This is a genomic window from Halobacterium sp. GSL-19, from assembly GCF_016917855.1.
GTDB classification, from domain to species: Archaea; Halobacteriota; Halobacteria; order Halobacteriales; family Halobacteriaceae; genus Halobacterium; species Halobacterium salinarum.
In genome coordinates, this window is record NZ_CP070377.1 from 1,877,711 (window position 1) to 1,895,425 (window position 17,715).

17 protein-coding genes, 1 tRNA gene and 1 other RNA gene are annotated in these 17,715 nt (G+C 67.9%); 10 read left to right on the top strand and 9 right to left on the bottom strand.

Annotated features, from left to right (window positions below; translation table 11 throughout):
* Positions 1 to 42 precede the first annotated feature (42 nt).
* A complete protein-coding gene (locus JT689_RS11710; RefSeq protein ID WP_010903897.1) occupies positions 43 to 483 on the top strand; it encodes a phosphate-starvation-inducible PsiE family protein in 441 nt (146 codons plus the stop codon).
* A gap of 4 nt (positions 484 to 487) precedes the next feature.
* On the opposite strand, the gene JT689_RS11715 is transcribed toward JT689_RS11710, so the two are convergent.
* Complete coding sequence (locus JT689_RS11715) at positions 488 to 1,060, bottom strand: isochorismatase family cysteine hydrolase (protein WP_205251286.1); 573 nt, start codon at positions 1,058 to 1,060, stop codon at positions 488 to 490.
* Positions 1,061 to 1,180: 120 nt separating this feature from the next.
* On the opposite strand from JT689_RS11715, the gene JT689_RS11720 reads away from it, so the two are divergent.
* Entirely contained in the window at positions 1,181 to 2,710 is a 1,530-nt protein-coding gene (locus tag JT689_RS11720; protein WP_205251287.1) for an Hvo_1808 family surface protein, read from the top strand.
* 130 nt (positions 2,711 to 2,840) lie between these two features.
* Complete coding sequence (locus tag JT689_RS11725; protein WP_205251288.1) at positions 2,841 to 3,986, top strand: nicotinate phosphoribosyltransferase; 1,146 nt, start codon at positions 2,841 to 2,843, stop codon at positions 3,984 to 3,986.
* On the opposite strand, the gene JT689_RS11730 is transcribed toward JT689_RS11725, so the two are convergent.
* On the bottom strand, positions 3,976 to 4,608 hold the full coding sequence (locus JT689_RS11730) for a TIGR00296 family protein (protein WP_010903901.1): 633 nt from the start codon (positions 4,606 to 4,608) through the stop codon (positions 3,976 to 3,978). The genes JT689_RS11725 and JT689_RS11730 overlap by 11 nt on opposite strands.
* Positions 4,609 to 4,859: 251 nt before the next feature.
* On the opposite strand from JT689_RS11730, the gene rnpB reads away from it, so the two are divergent.
* Positions 4,860 to 5,229, top strand: an RNA gene (gene rnpB / locus JT689_RS11735) — RNase P RNA component.
* A gap of 133 nt (positions 5,230 to 5,362) precedes the next feature.
* Here the strand turns inward: rnpB and JT689_RS11740 are convergent.
* Positions 5,363 to 6,466 carry an aminopeptidase gene (locus JT689_RS11740; RefSeq protein ID WP_136360961.1) on the bottom strand — a complete coding sequence of 368 codons (1,104 nt, stop codon included), beginning with the start codon at positions 6,464 to 6,466 and terminating at the stop codon, positions 5,363 to 5,365.
* Positions 6,467 to 6,522: 56 nt separating this feature from the next.
* Positions 6,523 to 9,168, bottom strand: a complete 2,646-nt coding sequence (locus JT689_RS11745) for a valine--tRNA ligase (RefSeq protein ID WP_010903904.1) — start codon at positions 9,166 to 9,168, stop codon at positions 6,523 to 6,525.
* Positions 9,169 to 9,451: 283 nt separating this feature from the next.
* Between JT689_RS11745 and JT689_RS11750 the strand changes: the two genes are divergently transcribed.
* Genes JT689_RS11750 through JT689_RS11760 form a run of 3 tightly spaced genes read left to right on the top strand, consistent with a single transcriptional unit; the run spans position 9,452 to position 12,541 of the window.
* A complete protein-coding gene (locus tag JT689_RS11750; RefSeq protein ID WP_136360963.1) occupies positions 9,452 to 10,588 on the top strand; it encodes an ABC transporter substrate-binding protein in 1,137 nt (378 codons plus the stop codon).
* Between the two features lie 7 nt (positions 10,589 to 10,595).
* Positions 10,596 to 11,717, top strand: a complete 1,122-nt coding sequence (locus JT689_RS11755) for an iron ABC transporter permease (RefSeq protein WP_205251289.1) — start codon at positions 10,596 to 10,598, stop codon at positions 11,715 to 11,717.
* Between the two features lie 2 nt (positions 11,718 to 11,719).
* Positions 11,720 to 12,541 carry an ABC transporter ATP-binding protein gene (locus JT689_RS11760; protein ID WP_010903907.1) on the top strand — a complete coding sequence of 274 codons (822 nt, stop codon included), beginning with the start codon at positions 11,720 to 11,722 and terminating at the stop codon, positions 12,539 to 12,541.
* Here JT689_RS11760 and JT689_RS12455 read toward each other — a convergent pair.
* The gene (locus JT689_RS12455; RefSeq protein WP_267875140.1) at positions 12,538 to 12,660 is read right to left on the bottom strand and encodes a hypothetical protein; all 123 of its coding nucleotides are present in this window, start codon (positions 12,658 to 12,660) and stop codon (positions 12,538 to 12,540) included. The genes JT689_RS11760 and JT689_RS12455 overlap by 4 nt on opposite strands.
* 114 nt (positions 12,661 to 12,774) lie before the next feature.
* On the opposite strand from JT689_RS12455, the gene JT689_RS11765 reads away from it, so the two are divergent.
* Complete coding sequence (locus tag JT689_RS11765) at positions 12,775 to 13,692, top strand: NADP-dependent phosphogluconate dehydrogenase (RefSeq protein WP_205251290.1); 918 nt, start codon at positions 12,775 to 12,777, stop codon at positions 13,690 to 13,692.
* On the opposite strand, the gene JT689_RS11770 is transcribed toward JT689_RS11765, so the two are convergent.
* Positions 13,689 to 14,270, bottom strand: a complete 582-nt coding sequence (locus tag JT689_RS11770) for a DJ-1/PfpI family protein (protein ID WP_010903909.1) — start codon at positions 14,268 to 14,270, stop codon at positions 13,689 to 13,691. The two genes, JT689_RS11765 and JT689_RS11770, sit on opposite strands and share 4 nt — an antisense overlap.
* A gap of 93 nt (positions 14,271 to 14,363) precedes the next feature.
* On the opposite strand from JT689_RS11770, the gene JT689_RS11775 reads away from it, so the two are divergent.
* Positions 14,364 to 14,942, top strand: coding sequence for a 2Fe-2S iron-sulfur cluster-binding protein (locus tag JT689_RS11775; RefSeq protein WP_136360966.1), 579 nt, complete (start codon positions 14,364 to 14,366; stop codon positions 14,940 to 14,942).
* A gap of 82 nt (positions 14,943 to 15,024) precedes the next feature.
* A tRNA-Arg gene (locus tag JT689_RS11780) sits at positions 15,025 to 15,097 on the top strand.
* 59 nt (positions 15,098 to 15,156) lie between these two features.
* Here the strand turns inward: JT689_RS11780 and JT689_RS11785 are convergent.
* The 3 genes from JT689_RS11785 to JT689_RS11795 form a co-directional block, all read right to left on the bottom strand.
* Positions 15,157 to 15,567 (bottom strand): hypothetical protein, encoded by a 411-nt coding sequence (locus JT689_RS11785; protein ID WP_205251291.1) that lies wholly within the window; start codon positions 15,565 to 15,567, stop codon positions 15,157 to 15,159.
* A 143-nt stretch (positions 15,568 to 15,710) separates the two neighbouring features.
* Positions 15,711 to 16,631, bottom strand: a complete 921-nt coding sequence (locus JT689_RS11790) for an ABC transporter ATP-binding protein (protein WP_010903912.1) — start codon at positions 16,629 to 16,631, stop codon at positions 15,711 to 15,713.
* Between the two features lie 3 nt (positions 16,632 to 16,634).
* A complete protein-coding gene (locus JT689_RS11795) occupies positions 16,635 to 17,714 on the bottom strand; it encodes an iron ABC transporter permease (protein ID WP_205251292.1) in 1,080 nt (359 codons plus the stop codon).
* Position 17,715: the final 1 nt, after the last annotated feature.

The window sequence follows — 17,715 nt, forward strand, 5'->3', positions numbered from 1 at the left end:
GTTTGGGTGGCAATTCGTGCGGGTGGCCCGCGGGCGTTGTGTATGGACGTCGAAGCCCACGTCGAACTCACCGAGCGCCTCATCGGCGGCGTCGAGATCGTCGCCGCCTACGTGCTCGTGTTCCTGTTCGCCGTCGGCGTCTTCGACCTCGGACTCACCATCGGCGGGCTCATCCTCTCGGGGGCGATCACCAACGCCGGGGAGGTCGTCGCGCTCGTCGACACGGTCCTGTTGCTGTTCATCATCGTGGAAGTGTACCGAACCGTCGTGGCGTACACCCGCGAGCAAAGCGTTCTGCGGATCGTCGTCGCCACCGCCGTGATCGCCGTCACCCGCCGTGTCATCGTGTTCAAACCGGGGGACTTCTCGTCCTCGCGGGCGGCGCTGTCGGTCGCCATCGGACTCGCGGTGTTGATCGTCGCGTTGGTCGGCGCGCTCTACCTGCTCTCCCCCGAGGAGGGCACCGACGCCGGCGTGCTGTGACGGACTACGCGAACGCGATCGCCGCCCGGTCGGCGACCTCGCCGAACAGCCACTCGGCGTGATCGAGGGTGTACTCCTTGTGTGACGCCTCGATGTAGCCGACGGCGTCGGCCGCCAGGATCGGGCGGTAGTCCCGGACGCCCGCCGAGCCCGCCGTGTGAAGCACGCAGACGTTCGCGAGCGTCCCACAGAACACCAGCTCCGTGATGCCGTGGGCGGTCAGGTAGCCGTCGAGTTCGGTCTCGTAGAACGCGTCGTAGGTGTGTTTCTCGACCACGTGGTCGTCGGCCGCGACCGTGAGTTCGTCGTGTAACTGTGCGTCCCAGGACCCCGCAGTCACGTGTTCGCCCCACCGCTCGAACTCGTCGTAGTGGGTGGTGCGCTCGAACTGTCCCGGCGGATGCACGTCTCTGGTGTATACGATCCGCGCGCCGGCGTCCCGGGCCCGCGACACCAGCGCCGTCACGGCCGCAAGTGCGTCCTCGCTCGCGGGCGCGTGGAGGCTGCCGTCCGGGTGGCAGAACCCGTTTTGCATGTCCACGACGACGACCGCGGTGTGTGCTGGGTCGACATCCATGGTCGCGTGTTCGCCGCCCCCGGCCAAGTACCTACACGTCGCGGCGATCCTGTCGACACGCCGCCGGGACGGGTTTCCTGTTCACCTGAATTTATGGTGATCGACACCGAGGATTAGCCGATGGCACGGCGACTACTCGCTGTCGCAGTGGTGTGCCTCGTGGTGCTGGCCGGCTGCCAGGGTGGCATGTCCGGCGACGCCACGACGGACCCGACAACGACAGCGCCGACAACCGAACAGATGACCGACGCGGCCGGGACCACGACACAACCCGGTGCGAACGCATCGTTTAGCTACGACGACCCCGACGCCGACACGCTCGGCTGGGAGGGCGGCTACTGGTACAACGAATCGATCAGCGTCGACAGATCCGACGGCCTCAACGACTCCGAGCTGCACACCGTCGTGAACCGGTCGATGGCTCGCGTCGAGGTGGTTCGCGGCCTCGAATTCAACCAATCAGTGCCCGTCGACGTGATCTCCCGCGAGGAGTTCGCCAACGACACGGCGGCCTCCTACGAGAACGTCACGCGCAACGGCACCCTCCACCAGAACGTGAAATGGGAGGCGATGTTCATGGTGGGCGAAGACGAGAACGCCATCGACGTGCTCGCGTCGAACCGCGCGGGCTCCGTGCTGGGCTACTACTCCCCCAGCGAGGACCGCATCGCGATCGTCTCCGAGGACACCGAGTCCCCGCAGATGGACGAGATCACGCTCTCACAGGAGCTGTTCCACGGCCTGCAAACCCACCGGTTCAACACCTCCGAGTTGAACCAGTCCACGCAGGAACTGCACAACGCCAAAGACGGCATCATCGAGGGCGACGGCAACTACGTCGACCACCGCTACCAGCAGCGCTGTGAGCGCGACTGGGACTGCCTGCGGCCGACGGACTCCGAGTCGCCGTCCGGCAGCGACCGCCACACCGGCATCGCGCTGACGCGGCTCCAGCCGTACAGCGACGGCCCCGTGTTCGTCGAGCAACTCTACGAGTCCGGCGGCTGGGACGCGGTCAACGACGTCTACGAGAACCCGCCGGCGAGCACCGAGCAGACCATCCACCCCGACCGCTACGGCGTCGACGAGCCGACGCCGGTGTCGGTTGCCGACACGTCCACCGACGCGTGGACGGTGCCCGAGACGGGCAACGACAGCGTCGACTTCGCGTCGTTCGGCGAGGCCGGCCTGTTCACGATGCTGTGGTATCCGAGCTACGTCGAAACGCAGGCCACCGGTCAGCCGGCAGACGTGGTCATCCCGACGGCCCACCTGCTGGCGCCCGCACGGAACAACGACACACTCGACCTCTACAACTACAGCCACCCGTACACCGACGGCTGGGACGGTGACAAACTCGTCCCGTACGCGGCCAGTGACTCGCTGAACACCAGTGGGACCGCGTACGTGTGGGCGTCCACGTGGGATTCGGCCAGTGACGCCACGGAGTTCGCCGACGCCTACCGGGAGCTCCTCCAGTACCACGGTGCCGAACGGGTTTCCGACGCCGGCCCGAACGTCTGGCGCATCCCCGACGACAGTGACAGCGGCTACGCCGACGCGTTCCGCGTCACCACCACCGAAGGTCGCGTCACCATCGTCAACGCCCCGACCGTCGACCAACTGGACGCCGTTCACGATTCGTCGTAGTCGGACGGCTCCGGATTGCGGACTGCTTTTTCGCCGTTGTGGGAGTGCCAGCGCAACTGGCTTCGAGGGGAGGGTTTTTCGCCCGGGCGGTTGAACGCGAGTGTATGCTGCACTCGTGGAGGGTTGCGCCGTGACCTTCGACATCGTGGGCGCTGACGCCATCAAGCGCGGCCGGGCGACCGACGCGTACTTCGACCGCACGCTTGAGGCATTGGAGCACGCCGACCGCAACCCCCACGTGGTCGCAGAGGTCACCGCGGACCAGTTCCCCACCGGGGAGTTCGAAGTACTGGCCGGCCTGCAGGACGCCGCCGAGCTGCTCGCCGACGTCCCCGTTGACGTGCACGCGCTGCCGGAGGGCACCCTCTTCGATGGCGGGCCGGTGATGCGCATCACCGGCCCCTATCAGTCGTTCGCGCGCTACGAAACGGCGCTTTTGGGGTTCCTGTCCCACGCCTCCGGGATGGCGACCGCGGCGCTTGCGGCGCGCCGAGCCGCGCCCGACAGCCACCTGTTGAGCTTCGGCGCGCGCCACGTCCACCCGTCGATCGCCGCGGTCGTCGAGCGCGCCGCCCTCATCGGCGGGTTCGACGGCTTTTCACACGTCGCCGCCGGTGACGTCCTCGACCGGGAGCCCGGCGGCACCATGCCACACGCGCTGGTGATCTGTTTCGGTCGCGGCAACCAGGAGGCCGCGTGGCGGGCGTTCACCGACGGCGTCGGGGACGACGTCCCGCGGATCGCGCTGTGTGACACGTACAGCGACGAGAAAGACGAGGTGTTGCGTGCGGTCGACGAACTCGGCGACGACCTCGATGCGGTTCGCCTCGACACCACGTCCTCGCGGCGCGGGGATTTCCGCCACATCGCGCGGGAGGTCCAGTGGGCGCTCGACGCCGGCGGGAACAGCGACGTGTCGGTGTTCGTCTCCGGCGGCTTGACACCCACTGACCTCCGCGGCCTCCGGGATGTCGTCGACGGGTTCGGCGTCGGCGGGTTCGTCTCGAACGCCACGCCCGTGGACTTCGGGTTGGATATCGTCGAGGTCGCGGGCGAACCCGCCGCCAAGCGCGGGAAGCTCTCGGGCACGAAGGCAGTGTACCGAACCCCCGATGGCGGCCACCACGTCGCGCTGGCGAGCCAGCCGGCCCCCGCGGACGCAACCGCGTTGCTGGAGCCGCTGCTGGTGGACGGAACGGTCAGCATGGAGTTCGACATCGATGACGCCGCGGCGCGCGCGCGTCAGGACGCCCGTGCCGTCTCGTTCAGGCAGTAAGTTCTTCGACGGGGTCGTCCTCGTCGCCGGTCTCTCGGAACACCTGGCCTTCGAAGAGTGTCACCATCACGTCCTCGTCCTGCCACGCGCCGTCCGGGAGGTTCGCCTTCCGGCACGTGCGGTCGAGGTATTCGAACACGCTCCAGTCGTTCTCGACGGGGAGCGTGGGGTACATCCAGCCGTGTTGGCCGTCGCCGTCGATGGCGACGCCGTGGACGCCGAGCTCGATGTCCTCGATCGGGTCGTCAGTCAGTACGAGATTCGAAACCGTGCAGACGGAGACACGGATGTTCGGCAGTTCGGCGTCTTCGACCTCGGAGCCACAGGACGCCTCCGACGCCGCCTCGATGGCGGCCTCGACGATCGCGTGCCCGAGTTGCTGGTCGTGGTTGCCGAGTTCGTGGATGGAGCCGTGAGCGCCCGCACAGCCGCGCAGTCGACCCCGGCCCCTGGTGGATTCGAGGCGCACGAACGCGCTGGTGCGGTTGTAGAATGCGTCTCGCATGCTCCCTGGCTGTTCCCGTTGGCCGTTCTGGACGAACGCTTCCACGGACTCCCGCGCGAGCTCGACCGTTCGAGCGCCGTCTTCGAAGGAAAGGATTACTGACTGGCCTTGGCCCATACGAAGCCTATTACGCCAACCACGGACTTCAAGCCTTCCCTTGGTACTCAAAACCGTGAACAATTCCTATATGGCATCTGTTACTTCTTGACGGAGTGAATATCCGACGACTGGAGAAGGGTGGTCGACGTTTGAGCCCGATACTGTTTTCTTCCAGTGCATTCTTCCTTCATATTTTTTGACGTGGTTGCGCCAGCCGTCCGGCTCACGGAACCGAACTGCTTAACGACACACCGCTCATACACTGACTGGGCAGAGGGAGCCCGGCTCCCGTGCCGTGAGGCATGAGGAAAGTCCCCCCACCCGTTCGGGCACGCGGCCGGACACACGTCCGGGGCGGGAGACCGCCGGCACTGGAACAGACACGACACGTCCCTCCCACACCGATGAGGCGCGCGACCCACCCCGAAAGGGACGGCAGTTAACCCGCCGAGGGCGTGGCCGCCACACCGGCGGCCACGGACCGGTGATCGACACCCCAATGGGAGGGGAGCGATGGAACGGCCAACCCCCGCCGGTGCAAGTCCACGCGCGCATGGTAGCCCGAACCACCCGAAAGGGGCCGCGTGGACGCTCAGCCGAATGCCGGGCCGAACAGAAGGGGGCTTACTCCCCTCAGCTCGTATCTCTTACAGTGGCGAGCCACCGGCTCGCCGTCGTAAAACCTACGCCAAAAACCGCGACGGCGACCGGCCACGCACGCTCGCGGTACTGCGGACAGGCCGGCTCCCCGCTGTGGTCCGGTAAGCCTGCCTCACTCGCTGAATCCGTCCTCCCAGCGGAAGGTCCCGTTTCGCTGGACGATCTCGCCGTCGACTTCCATGTACGAGTCTTCGCTCACGTCGGTAATCATGTCCACGTGGACCGCGGACTCGTTGGCCTCGTCCTCGCTGCCAGCCGGGAAATTCGACTCGTAGGCGCGACCCAGCGCCAGGTGAATGGTGTCCCCCATCTTCTCGTCGAAGAGGATGGAGTCGGTGAACTGATCGATGCCGCGGTTCATGCCGATGCCGAGTTCGCCCAGGCGCTTCGCGCCCGCGTCGGTCTCCAGGATCTCGCCGACGACGCCCTCGTTTTGGGCGGCCGCGTAGTCGACGACCTCGCCGTCCTCGAACGTGAGGTGGACGCCCTGCACGCGCTCACCGCGGAGCGTCATCGGCACGTCGAAGTGCACCTCCCCCTCGGTCGCCGTCGGCGCGGTGAACACCTCTCCGGACGGCAGGTTGTGCGAATCGTAGGCGACCGACGCCGCGGAGTTCACGGCCTGCCGCCCCGCGATGCGCATGGTGAGGTCGGTGTCCTCGGTCACGAGCCGGACCTCACTGCCCTCGTCGAGGATCGTCTTCATGTTCGCCATCCGGTCGGCGAGCGCCTCCCAATCGCGCAACACGGCGTCGTACACGAACTCCTGGTACGCCGCAAACGACATGTTCGCCTGCTGGGCCAGCGACCGCGTCGGGTGGACGGTCTTCACCCAGTCGGTGTCCATCCGGGCCTCGCGGATCTCACCGTGGGCCGTGTTGTAGGCCTCCCGGGTCGTGGCGGGCACGTCGGCCGCTGCGCTGGTGTTGCGCCCGCCGCCGATGAACAGACAGACGTCGGCGTGCTCCACGAGCGCGCGCTCGTGAGCGGGGTCCGCGTCGAAGTCCCCCTCGTGGCCCAACTGGTAGGCGCGATCGATCTCGCCGGAGGCGTACGTCGTGACGAGGTTCGCGCCGCGCTCGCCGACCCGCTCGGCGACCGCAACGGCGAGCTCGTGGGCGTCCGGACCGACGCTCAACACGACGTTGTCGCCGGCCTCGATGCGCGCGCTCCAGTCGACCAGTACCTCGGCGTGTTCCTCGACGCGGGGGTCCATACTCGCAGTCCGTCGGCCACCAGAAAAAGCGGTCGGGTTCCGGGCGATGGCGGTGGTTACTCGTAGATAATGACGGTGCCGAACGACGCCTCGATGACGGTCACTTCCTCGCCCGAGGACGCTCGATACTCCTCGGTGACGGTCAGCCAGTCGGCGTCCAGGTCGAAGGACTCGCCGTCGGCCTCGACGGTGACGGTGTCACCGGAATGGATCTGCGCCTGGATCGCCGCCGGGTCGGCCGCCGCGATGGCTTCCATGACGGTGCCGGCGTCGCTGCGGAACTCCGGGCCGATCTCCGAGTCGTCGCCGTCGACGTCGACGGGCACGAGTTCGACGTCCGGCCGCCCATCGATCAGTCGGATCGGGGCGTTGACCGTCTCACTGAGGTCGTAGGTGTCCAGCCTGGCGGCGTCGTCGTCGCTGTCGTCGAAGTACAGCTCCACGCGGTCGAGGTCCGCGTTCAACGGCATCCCCTGGTCGGATTTCCAGGCGCGGATCTCGCGGGCGACCTCCGCGATGCGTTTGCCCGCCAGCTCGGCGTCGGCGTCGCGGTACTCGACGCTCGGGAACGTCGCGGCGTGCACGCTGCCCTCGGTGCCCGGCAGCGACTGCCAGATCTCCTCGGTGGTGTGCGGGCTGAACGGCGCGAGCAGTCGCGTGACCGCCGTCACCGCCGTGTACAGCGTGTGCTCGGCGGCGGCGCGCTCACCCGGGCGGCCGTTGTACAGCCGCCCCTTCACGAGCTCGACGTAGTCGTCGGCGAGGTCCTCCCAAGCGAACTCCCGGAGGCTGCGCAGCGCCCGGTCGAAGCGGTACTCGCTCATGGCTTCGTCGACGTCCTCACAGACCGTCGACAGCTCCGAGAGCAGCCAGCGGTCGGCGTCCCGGTAGGCCGGGTCCTGGATGGCGGGCGTGTCCTCGTCGAAATGCCCCGTCGAGAACTTCGTGATGTTCCAGAGCTTCGTCAGGAACCGGGAGGCGGATTTGACCTCCTTCCACTGGAACTGCACGTCGCTTCCCGGGCGGCCCCCGAGCGCCAGCGCCTGTCGCACGGCGTCCGCGGAGTACTCCGCGATCGCCTCGTCGGGCTGCACGAAGTTCCCCCGTGACTTCGACATCTTGTTGCCGTCCTCGCCGAACACCATGCCGTTGACGAGCACGTCGTCCCAGGGCTGTTCGTCGGTGAGCGCGCCCGTCCGCAGCAGCGTGTAGAACGCCCACGTGCGAATGATGTCGTGGCCCTGTGGTCGGAGATCAACCGATTCGAACTCGTCGAGGGTGGTCCCCTCGGGCCACCCCGACAGATGCAGGGGCGTGATCGAGGAGTCCATCCACGTGTCCATCACGTCCGTCTCGCCGGCCCAGTCGTCACCGCCACACTCCGGGCAGGCCTCGACAGCCGGGTCGTCCTCGGTGGGGTCGACGGGTGCCTGTTCGCGGCCGGCGATCTCCCAGTGGCCACACTCGTTGCACTCCCACGCCGGGATCGGGGTGGCGAAGACCCGCTGCCGGGAGATCACCCAGTCCCAGTCCATGCCCTCGGTCCACTCCACGAGCCGGTCGTGCATGTGCTCGGGCACCCACTCCGCGTCCGCCGCGGCGTCCAGGATGCGGTCCTGGTCGACCTCCACGAACCACTGTTCTTTCGAGAGGATCTCGATGGCGGTGTCACAACGCCAGCAGGACCCGACGCTCTGCTCGGTGGGTTCCGTGTCGTTGAGATATCCCTGGTCGTCGAGTTCCTCGGCGACCTGGGTTTTCGCGTCGTCGATGGCGAGCCCGGCGAACTCCCCGGCGGCCTCGTTCAGGTGTCCGTCCTCGGTGAACACCGTGCGGAGGTCGAGGTCGTGGTCCATCCACCACTCGACGTCCTGCTTGTCCCCGAACGTACAGACCATGACCGCGCCCGATCCGAAGTCAGCATCGACGTCGTCGTCGGCGAGCAGTTCGACGTCCTGGCCGAACAGCGGCACCTCGAAGGTGTCCCCGATGCGGTCGGCGTAGCGGTCGTCGTCGGGGCTGACGACGATCCCGACGCAGGCCGCCAGCAGCTCGGGGCGGGTCGTCGCGATCTCGATGTCGCCGTTGTCCACGCCGTCGAACGTGACGTAATGCAGCGTTCCCTCGCGGTCGATGTTCTCGACTTCCGCGTCGGCGATGGCGGTCTCACAGCGCGGACACCAGTTCACCGGATGTTCGTCGCGGTAGACCATGCCGGCGTCGGCCATCTCCGAGAACGACTCCTGGGTTTTCCCCCAGTACTCGGGGTCCATCGTCCGGTACTCGGAGTCCCAGTCCTGGGAGAACCCGAGTTCCTGCATCGTCGCTTTCATCTCGTCGATGCGGTCCTCGGTCCAGTCGATACACATCTCCCGGAACTCGTCGCTGGGGACGTCCGTGCGGTGGATGTCGTTGACTTCCTCGACTTTCACCTCCGTGGGGAGGCCGTGGCAGTCCCATCCCTGCGGGAACAGCACGGCGTCGCCTTTCAGGCGGCGGTACCGGGCGACGAAGTCGATGTACGACCACCCGAGCGCGTGCCCGAGGTGGAGGTTCCCCGAGGGGTACGGCGGCGGCGTGTCGATGACGTATTGGGTGTCCGACTCGCTGGGGTCGAACCGATACACGTCGCGTTCCTGCCACTCGTCTTGCCACTTCGGTTCGATGCTGTTGGGGTCGTAGCTGTCCGGAAGCTCTGTCATGGGTACCTAGCGGGGCGTCGGTCGCGCTGCTGGCCGGTGTGTCGGGTTCGCGGCCCGAGAAATCGATTTACACACGTACTACGGTGGAACCGACGCGCATACCTCCGAAGTGCGGTGGCGCGGTGATAAACCTTCCCGTCCGCGTGCGGTTCGCCGACGGATTCGGGCGGTTGGGCTGTTGGCAGCGGTGTCTGCCGACGCTGCGCGCAGCGTTTGTGTGCGCGCTCGTGTCCCCGTTCGAAAAATCGACGCGCTTTTGTATTTTAGGTGGGCCAAAACCAATATGCAACGACGAGCGTTCCTCAAAGCGGGCAGTGCCGCAACGCTTGCGGGTCTCCTCGCGGGCTGTTCGAGCCCGGATTCCGACGCCGAATCCACGTCCACGGCAGCCGACTCCGCCACGGCCACCGCCGACGAAACGACCGCCGGCTCCGGGTCGTACTCCGTCTCGATGGAGCCGGTCGGCGACGTCGAGTTCGACGCCGTCCCCGACACGGTCGCCGTCTACGAGTCCGGCTACGCCGACATGGTGGTCGCGCTCGGACACGGGGACGCGCTCACAGCCGTCGGCAACAGCGACCGCTTCCACACCGACGCCTACGACGCCCTCGACGGCGTCAGCGTCGACACGTCCGCGCTCGTCGATCTCGTCGACGCCGGCGTCACCCGTGAGACGCTGCTCGACCTCGATCCGGACGTCTACCTCATGGATCCGAACTGGCTCACGAGCACCTTCGAGTTGGACCGCGGGGACATCGACTTCCTCACCCAACGGTCCGCACCGTTCCTCGGAAACACCATCTTCCGGCGCACCGACGCCTGGCACGACTACGACTACTACTCGCTGTACGAGGCCTTCGAGACGGTTGCGGAACTCTTCGACGAAACCGACCGGTTCGACGCCTTCCAGTCGTTCCACGACAGCGCGCTTGACCGCCTCGAAACCGCCCTCCCGAGCGAGGGGCCACGCGGCGCGCTCGTCTGGGGCGGCTCCAACGAACCGACCTCGTTCTCGCCGTACCTCCTCAGCGGCGCCGGCACCAACAAGAAGCCGTTCCACGACCTCAACGTCCGTGACGCCATCGCCGACTCCGGCATCGACGCGCTCTCGCAGAGCCAGCGCTCGGAGATCGACGCCGAAACGCTGCTCAACGTCGACCCTGACGTGTTGTTCGTGCGCGGCCACGAGGACAAGACCGCAGCCGAGTTCCAGGACACCGTCGTTTCGTTCCTGCAGAACCACGACACCGCGGGCCGCATCACCGCCGTCGAGAACGGCGACGTCTACCGCGGCGGCCCCATCTACCTCGGCCCCATCCAGCACCTGTTCCTCACGGAACGCCTCGCGACCGCCCTCTACGACCAGGTCACCACCACACTGTTCGACCGCACCGAACTCGCGTCGATAATCACCGACTAGCACCACGATGTCACGCCAGTCCCGCACGCGAACCGGCCTCCGTCCCAGCTTCGACGGGGCCCTCGCCGGCATCGCCGTCGCCAGCACGGCCGCCGTCGTGCTGGGCGCGCTCGTGCAAGTCCGCTATGGCGGCTACCAGATGCCGCTGGAAACGGTGTGGCGGGCGCTGTTCGACCGCGCCGTCTGGACGAACCCCGACGTGCTCGCAACCATCCTGCTCGGCGACGGCCACGCGGAACTCCTCGGCGTCTACCGCGACACCGCAGTGCTCTCGGACGCGACCGCCGTCGTCTGGACCCAGCGCCTCCCGCGAGTCGTCGTCGCCGTCTTCGTCGGCGCGAACCTCGCCGTCGCCGGCGCGATCTTCCAGGCCATCACCCGCAACGAGCTCGCCAGCCCCTACATCCTCGGTGTCTCGTCGGGTGCCGGGTTCGCCGTCGTCATCACGATCGTGTTCTCGCTTGGCACCTCCCTCCTGCCGGTCGCGGCAGCCCTCGGCGGCACGGGCGCGTTCCTCCTCGTATACGCCGTCGCCTGGCGCGGTGGCACCACGCCCGTCCGGCTGGTGCTTGCCGGCGTCGTCGTTGGCACCGTCTTCAACAGCCTCCAGACCGGCGTCTTCTACTTCATCGACTCCAACGGCGCGATGCGCACCGCCGTCTCCTGGCTGGCCGGCACCCTCACGGGCGTCGGCTGGACGGACGTCGAATTGATCGTCGTTCCCACGCTGCTCGTGGTGCCGGTCGCGCTCACCGCGGCCCGCCACCTCGACGTGCTGTTGCTCGGGGAGCGCCGCGCCCGCGCGCTCGGCATGCGCGTCGAAACCATCCGGTTCGGGCTGTCGGTGCTCGCCATCCTCGCGACCGCCGCCGCCGTCTCCGTCGCCGGGCTCGTCGGGTTCGTCGGGCTCGTGGTGCCACACGCCGTCAGGACCGTCGTCGGCAGCGACTACCGCCGGCTGCTGGTGGGCTGTCTGTTCGCCGGCCCCGCGCTCGTCGTCGTCGCGGACGTGATCGCGCGCCTGGGCCTCGGCGGCGTCCAGGTCCCCGTCGGCGTCGTCACCGGGCTCGTCGGCGGCCCGTACTTCCTGCTTTTGCTCCGCCGCACCGAATCATTCAACGAGTTTTAACCATGCCACAGCGACCACACACCGACACCGACGAAGACCCCGTGGAGTCGGCCGCAGTACTCGGCACCGACCTCGAACTCGGGTACGGCGACACCACCGTCGTCGACTGCGCGGACATCGTCGTGCCCGCCGGCGAAGTCACGGCGCTCGTGGGCCCCAACGGCTCCGGCAAATCCACGCTGCTGAAGGGGTTCTCCGCGGAGCTGGCCCCGGACGCCGGCACCGTTCTGCTCGACGGGACCGCAGTCCACGACCGCTCGCCGAAACAGCTCGCCAGCGAACTCGGCCTGCTCGCACAGGAGAACGACGCGCCCGGCGGACTCACCGTCGGCGACCTCGTCACCCACGGCCGCTACCCCCATCGGGGGTTCCTCGACGCCCTCAACGACGCCGACCACGCGGCCATCGACCGCGCCATCGACCTCGCCGGCGTCGAGCACCTCCGGGACACCGCGCTCTCGGAGCTCTCCGGCGGCCAGAAACAGCTCGCGTTCGTCGCCATGGCGCTGGCACAAGACACCGACGTACTGTTGTTAGACGAACCGACGACGTATCTGGACCTGCACCATCAACTCCGCGTGATGGAGGTCGTCCGCACCCTCAACGAGGACCGCGATGTGACCGTCTGTGTGGTGCTCCACGACCTCCAGCAGGCCGCCCGGTTCGCGGACTACCTCGTCGCCCTCGATGACGGCACCGTCTACGACTGGGGGCCGCCCGAGGACGTGGTCACGGAGGACCTGCTCGCGGACGTGTTCGGCGTCGACGCCGCCGTCAGCTACGACGACGAACCCCGCATCGTGCCGCGCCGGGCGCTCGACTAACGCTCCAGTTCGTCGACGCGGCCCCGGCGTTCCCGGAGCCCGTCGCGCAAGTCAGCCGGACACGGCGGGCTGGTGTCTGCGGCTGTCACGCCGGCGAGCGCGGTGGCGGCGCCGAGCACCAGCCCCCACGTCGGGACGTTCGCATCCCCGACGGCTAACGCGTCCCGGCCGTAGTTTCGCTGTGTGTCGCGACCAACCGCAACCCCTACTTACCGCGCCCGGAACTGCTACCCATGGAACTCGGAGTCGTCGGCCTCGGCCGCATGGGGCGCATCGTCGTCGACCGCTGTCTCGACGCCGGCCACGACGTGGTCGCGTTCGACATCGACGCGACCGCGCGCGAGGACGCGGCTGACGCGGGCGCGACGCCCGCCGACACGCTGGACGCACTCGCCGCGGAGCTCGGTGCCGAGAAGCGCATCTGGCTGATGGTGCCGGCGGGCGACCCCGTTGACGCCGCCCTCGACGAACTCGCGCCACGCCTCGACTCCGACGACGTCGTCGTGGACGGCGGGAACAGCCACTTCGAGGACTCGACGCGCCGCGCCGAGGAACACGACTTCGCGTACCTCGACTGTGGCACCTCGGGCGGCCCCGCCGGCGCGGAACTCGGGTTCTCCCTGATGGTCGGCGGCCCCGAGTGGGCGTACGACGACCTCGTGCCCGTCTTCGACGCCGTCGCTACCGGCCCGGACGGCCACGACCGCATGGGGCCGGCAGGCGCCGGTCACTACGTCAAAATGGTGCACAACGGCGTCGAGTACGCGCTCATGCAGACCTACGGCGAGGGGTTCGAGTTGCTCCACGAGGGGCGCTACGATCTCGACCTGGAGGCCGTCGCACGAACCTGGAACAACGGCGCTGTGATCCGGTCGTGGCTGCTGGAGCTCTGCGAGGAAGCGTTCCGCGAGGAAGGCAGCGATCTCGGCACCGTCGCCGACCACGTGGCCGGCGGCTCCACGGGCACCTGGACCGTCCAGGAAGCCCTCGAACAGGAGGTCCCGGTGCCCCTCGTCTCCCAGGCGCTCTCCGAGCGGTTCGGCTCCCGCAGTACCGGCGGCGACACCGGCCGGTTCGCGCGCCGCCTGGCCAACCGGCTGCGCTACGGGTTCGGCCGCCACGAGGTCGCCCGCACCGGCGACGACGCCTAGTACGTCGACGCGTACTCGATCTCCGTGGCGACCTGTTCCGCCAGCCCCGCCGAGCACTCGCGCTCGACGACGTGCAACGCGAGGTCGATGCCCGCAGTCACGCCCGCCGCCGTGAGCACCGTGCCGTCGTCGACGTACCGCTCATCGCGCACGTCCACGTCGTACTCCGCGAGGTCATCGGCCGCGCTGGCGTGCGTGGCCGCTGGCCGCCCGTCGAGCAACCCCGCGTCCGCCAGCAGCATCGCGCCCGTGCAGACCGAGGCGATGGTCGCGCCGCCGCCGTGGAGGGTGTCGAGTCGCTCGGGCAGGGTTTCGTTTTCGACCTCCGACCACACGCCCGGCCGATCACGGTCGGTCCACCCGCCACCCGGCACCACGACGAGATCCGGCACCCCGAACAACACGTCGTCGGGCGCCACCGTGAGGCCGTGGCGCGCGGTCACGCCTTCGTCGGGCACGAGCGTGCGCATCGACACGTCGAGGTCGCCGCCCAGCTCCGCGGCCGTGCGGAACACCTCGTACGGGCCGATGGCGTCCAGTTCGTCGAACCCCTCGAACAGCAGGACTGCAACGTCCATACCCGCCTGTCGACCCACACCCTCAAAATTCGCCCGGAGAACCGTGGTCGCGCAATCACAATACTGTTAAACTGCGCTTCCATACCGCTACGCATGGTTACCACACTGGGTGTCACGCTCGGCCTGGGGGTGACACTGTTGTTCGTCGTCCTGCATCTCGCGAAGGGGTCATCCAAGCCGCCCGCGGAGGACATCGCACAGGACGTCCTCGAACACCGTGCGTCCACAGTGCCGGAGACGGACTTCCCTGAGCCGTACAACCGCTCCATCGGGGGTGGCGGGGGCGCGGGCGCTGTCGCTGGCGGTGCCGAGTCGGAACTCGAAGACGGCGAGGAGGAAGACGACGGCTTCGATCCGGACGCGATCGCCGACGACGACGTCGAGTACTACGAGATCGAGTACGTCAAGGAAGGCGAGACCATCGAGGTCGCGAACAACGAGAGCATCCTCGATGCCGGCGTCGACGAGGGCTGGGACCTCCCGTACGCCTGCCAGCAGGGCCAGTGTGTCTCCTGCAGTGGCCGCGTCGCTGACGGCGAGGACGCCGCCGAGTATATCCGGCACTCGAACAACGAGTCGCTGGGTGACGCCGAGATCGAAGAGGGGTATATGTTGACCTGTACCGCGCACCCGACGGCGTCGTTCTCCATCGAAACCGACGAGACGCCCTGACGCACGCGGCACCCGTTTTTCCCCGCCGCGCCTGGCGCCGACTCACAACGGTTATACCGACCACCCTGCTATGTGCACGTGTGGGCGCGTAGCTCAGCGGACAGAGCACTTGGTTCCGGACCAAGATGTCAGGGGTTCAAATCCCTTCGCGCCCGTGTTCTGCGTTCCATCGCGGCTCCTCCACCGGCTCCGGTGGTCCGCGCCCGGTGGTGTGTCACTCCTGGCTGGAGCGGTTGCTGTCCATCGCGTGGCCCGTTCGGAGACACCGCTCGGCGATGCCCGCAACCACGAGCACCACGAGGAAAAACGGCCACGCCTCGTAGTACAGGCTGGTGAGCGACTCGGATGGGGGTGCTGTGATGCCGTTCCAGAGACACGCCCCGGTCAGCACGCCCGTTGCAAGCAGCGGACAGACCGCGCCGTGGTCGGCGTACATGTGCGTGGGGATAGCGCCCAGCAGCCACGGCCCGACCAACACCAGCGCCCAGATCCCCAACACACCGAGACCACCGGACTGGTCCGCAGCGGCGGTGGCGATGATCGGCTGGCTGTGCAGGGTCATGACAGCGAGGTTCAGCACTCCGCCCGCGACCGCGATCAGGAGTCCGCGATCAGTAACAGTCATAATCTATCACGTGGTTCACCATTTTCCATCCATAGGTGTTTCTGTTTACCACGGCTGGGACACTCACACCAGCCGGTGTGCACGCCCCGGCCCCGGATCACGCGCCTGCACCGCGCCCACAGTGGCGTCCGCATCCGCCGCCCTCACTCCGCGGGCGGTGTCCCGCCGTCCGCAGCGGTCTCCCGGGTGGGCGTCCGGCTCCCGGGCGCGTGCTCGTGGTCGGTGCCGTCCTCGTCGTGTAACGCCTCAATGGGCACCACTTGCATGCCGTGGCTGGTGGTCGACACCGTGGCTTCGATGTCGAACACCGTTCGCAGCGTCTCTTTCGTGACGACGTCGGCCGGCTGCCCACGGGCGTGGATCGTGCCGTCCTTGAGCGCGATCACGTGGTCGGCGTAGCGCGCGGCCTGATTGATGTCGTGTAGGACGACCACGACCGTCGTGTCGTGGTCGTCGCGCAGCGCCTGGATGATGTCCATCACTTCGAGTTGGTGGTGTGGGTCCAGGAACGTCGTCGGCTCGTCCAGCAACAACACGTCGGTGTCCTGGGCGAGCGCCATCGCGATCCAGACGAGTTGCTTCTGGCCGCCGCTCAGGCTCCCCACGTCGCGCCCGCTGAGGTGGTCGACGCCGGCCACGCGGAGCGCGTCCGTGACGGCAGCGCGGTCCGCGTCGGTCAGCGAGTCGAAAAACCCCTGGTGGGGGTAGCGGCCGCGCTCGACGAGTTCGCGCACCGAGATCCCGCCCGGCGTGACGTTCTCCTGGGAGAGCAAGCCGAGTCGCCGCGCGAGCTCCTTCGAGCCCAGTTCGTCGATGGTGTGGCCGTCCAACAGCACTGTGCCGTCGGCCGGGCTGTGTTTGTTCGCCAGCGCGTTCAACAGCGTGCTTTTGCCGCTGCCGTTCGGCCCGATGAGCGCGGTCACGTCGCCGACCGGCACGGTCACGGACTCGCCGTCGATGACGGGGTCGTCACCGCCCGGATATCGCACCACGAGGTCCGTGCCGCTGAGTCCGCGATCGGGCGTGTCGGTTCCAGTCGCGTCGTTCGCGGGTTGTCGTGTCATGAGTCAGATGTCACCGAGGTTCTCCGTTCGCCGCATCAGGTACAGGAAGTACGGGCCGCCGACCAGGCCCGTGATGATGCCGACGGGCAACTGCACCGGGTCCAACGCGAGGCGCGCGCCGACGTCCGCGCCAACCAGCAGCGCCGGGCCAAGCACCACGCAGCCGGCAAGCAGGTCGCGGGTGTTGTTCCCGACGATGTTGCGCACCATGTGGGGGACGATCAGGCCGACGAAGCCGATGAGGCCCGCGACGGCGATCGCGGCCGCCGTCGAGAGGATGGCGATCCCGGCGACGCCGAACCGCACTTTCTCAACGGGCATGCCCAGCGACTCCGCGGTCTCCTCGCCGAGCAACAGCACGTCGAGCTCGTTGGTCACGAGGAACGCAAGCGCCAGCGAAAGCACCGTGAACGGCAACGCGATGCGGACCTGCGCCCAGTCGGTCCCCAGCAGTGATCCCGACAGCCACGTTTGGGCGGACATCACGACCCCGAGGTTGTCGATGAAGAAGAACAGCGCGCGCTGCACGGAGCCGAAGACGGTGCTGACGACGACGCCGGCGAGCACCAGCCGGACGGGGTTGGTGCCGTTCTTCCACGCGATCGCGTACACGATCAGGAACGCCACTGCGCCGCCCAGCGCCGCCAGCAGCGGCATCACCGGGAGCAGCCCCGAGAACAGCGTGAGCGTGAGCAACACGACCATGCCCGCGCCGTTGCTGACGCCGAGGATGTAGGGGCTGGCGAGCTCGTTGCGGGTGACGATCTGGAAGATCGCGCCGGACACCGCGAGGTTCGCGCCCACCAGCGTGCCGACGAGAACGCGGGGGAGTCGGATGTTCCACACGACGACCTGCCGGCGGGACAGCCATTCGGGGAGCCGGCCGCCCAGCAGGAACGCCCGCCAGACGCCCGCGCTGGACCAGATTTCGGGGTCGAAGACGGTGTGCCACGCGTCCGCGATCGGGATCGGGTACGCGCCGAAGCTCACCTGCAGCAGCGTCGCGGCAAGCACCACGAGGAGGCTGCCAGCGGCGAGCGTGGCGAGCCGCCGCGTGGCCGACGCGTCCGTGTTGGCTGTCATC

Bases quoted from the DNA above. Each gene is read 5' to 3' on its own strand.
- JT689_RS11710 (WP_010903897.1), top strand. From the start codon at position 43: ATGGACGTCGAAGCCCACGTCGAACTCACCGAGCGCCTCATCGGCGGC.
- JT689_RS11715 (WP_205251286.1), bottom strand. From the start codon at position 1,060: ATGGATGTCGACCCAGCACACACCGCGGTCGTCGTCGTGGACATGCAA.
- JT689_RS11720 (WP_205251287.1), top strand. From the start codon at position 1,181: ATGGCACGGCGACTACTCGCTGTCGCAGTGGTGTGCCTCGTGGTGCTG.
- JT689_RS11730 (WP_010903901.1), bottom strand. From the start codon at position 4,608: ATGGGCCAAGGCCAGTCAGTAATCCTTTCCTTCGAAGACGGCGCTCGA.
- JT689_RS11740 (WP_136360961.1), bottom strand. From the start codon at position 6,466: ATGGACCCCCGCGTCGAGGAACACGCCGAGGTACTGGTCGACTGGAGC.
- JT689_RS11745 (WP_010903904.1), bottom strand. From the start codon at position 9,168: ATGACAGAGCTTCCGGACAGCTACGACCCCAACAGCATCGAACCGAAG.
- JT689_RS11750 (WP_136360963.1), top strand. From the start codon at position 9,452: ATGCAACGACGAGCGTTCCTCAAAGCGGGCAGTGCCGCAACGCTTGCG.
- JT689_RS11755 (WP_205251289.1), top strand. From the start codon at position 10,596: ATGTCACGCCAGTCCCGCACGCGAACCGGCCTCCGTCCCAGCTTCGAC.
- JT689_RS11760 (WP_010903907.1), top strand. From the start codon at position 11,720: ATGCCACAGCGACCACACACCGACACCGACGAAGACCCCGTGGAGTCG.
- JT689_RS11765 (WP_205251290.1), top strand. From the start codon at position 12,775: ATGGAACTCGGAGTCGTCGGCCTCGGCCGCATGGGGCGCATCGTCGTC.
- JT689_RS11770 (WP_010903909.1), bottom strand. From the start codon at position 14,270: ATGGACGTTGCAGTCCTGCTGTTCGAGGGGTTCGACGAACTGGACGCC.
- JT689_RS11775 (WP_136360966.1), top strand. From the start codon at position 14,364: ATGGTTACCACACTGGGTGTCACGCTCGGCCTGGGGGTGACACTGTTG.
- JT689_RS11785 (WP_205251291.1), bottom strand. From the start codon at position 15,567: ATGACTGTTACTGATCGCGGACTCCTGATCGCGGTCGCGGGCGGAGTG.
- JT689_RS11790 (WP_010903912.1), bottom strand. From the start codon at position 16,631: ATGACACGACAACCCGCGAACGACGCGACTGGAACCGACACGCCCGAT.
- JT689_RS11795 (WP_205251292.1), bottom strand. From the start codon at position 17,714: ATGACAGCCAACACGGACGCGTCGGCCACGCGGCGGCTCGCCACGCTC.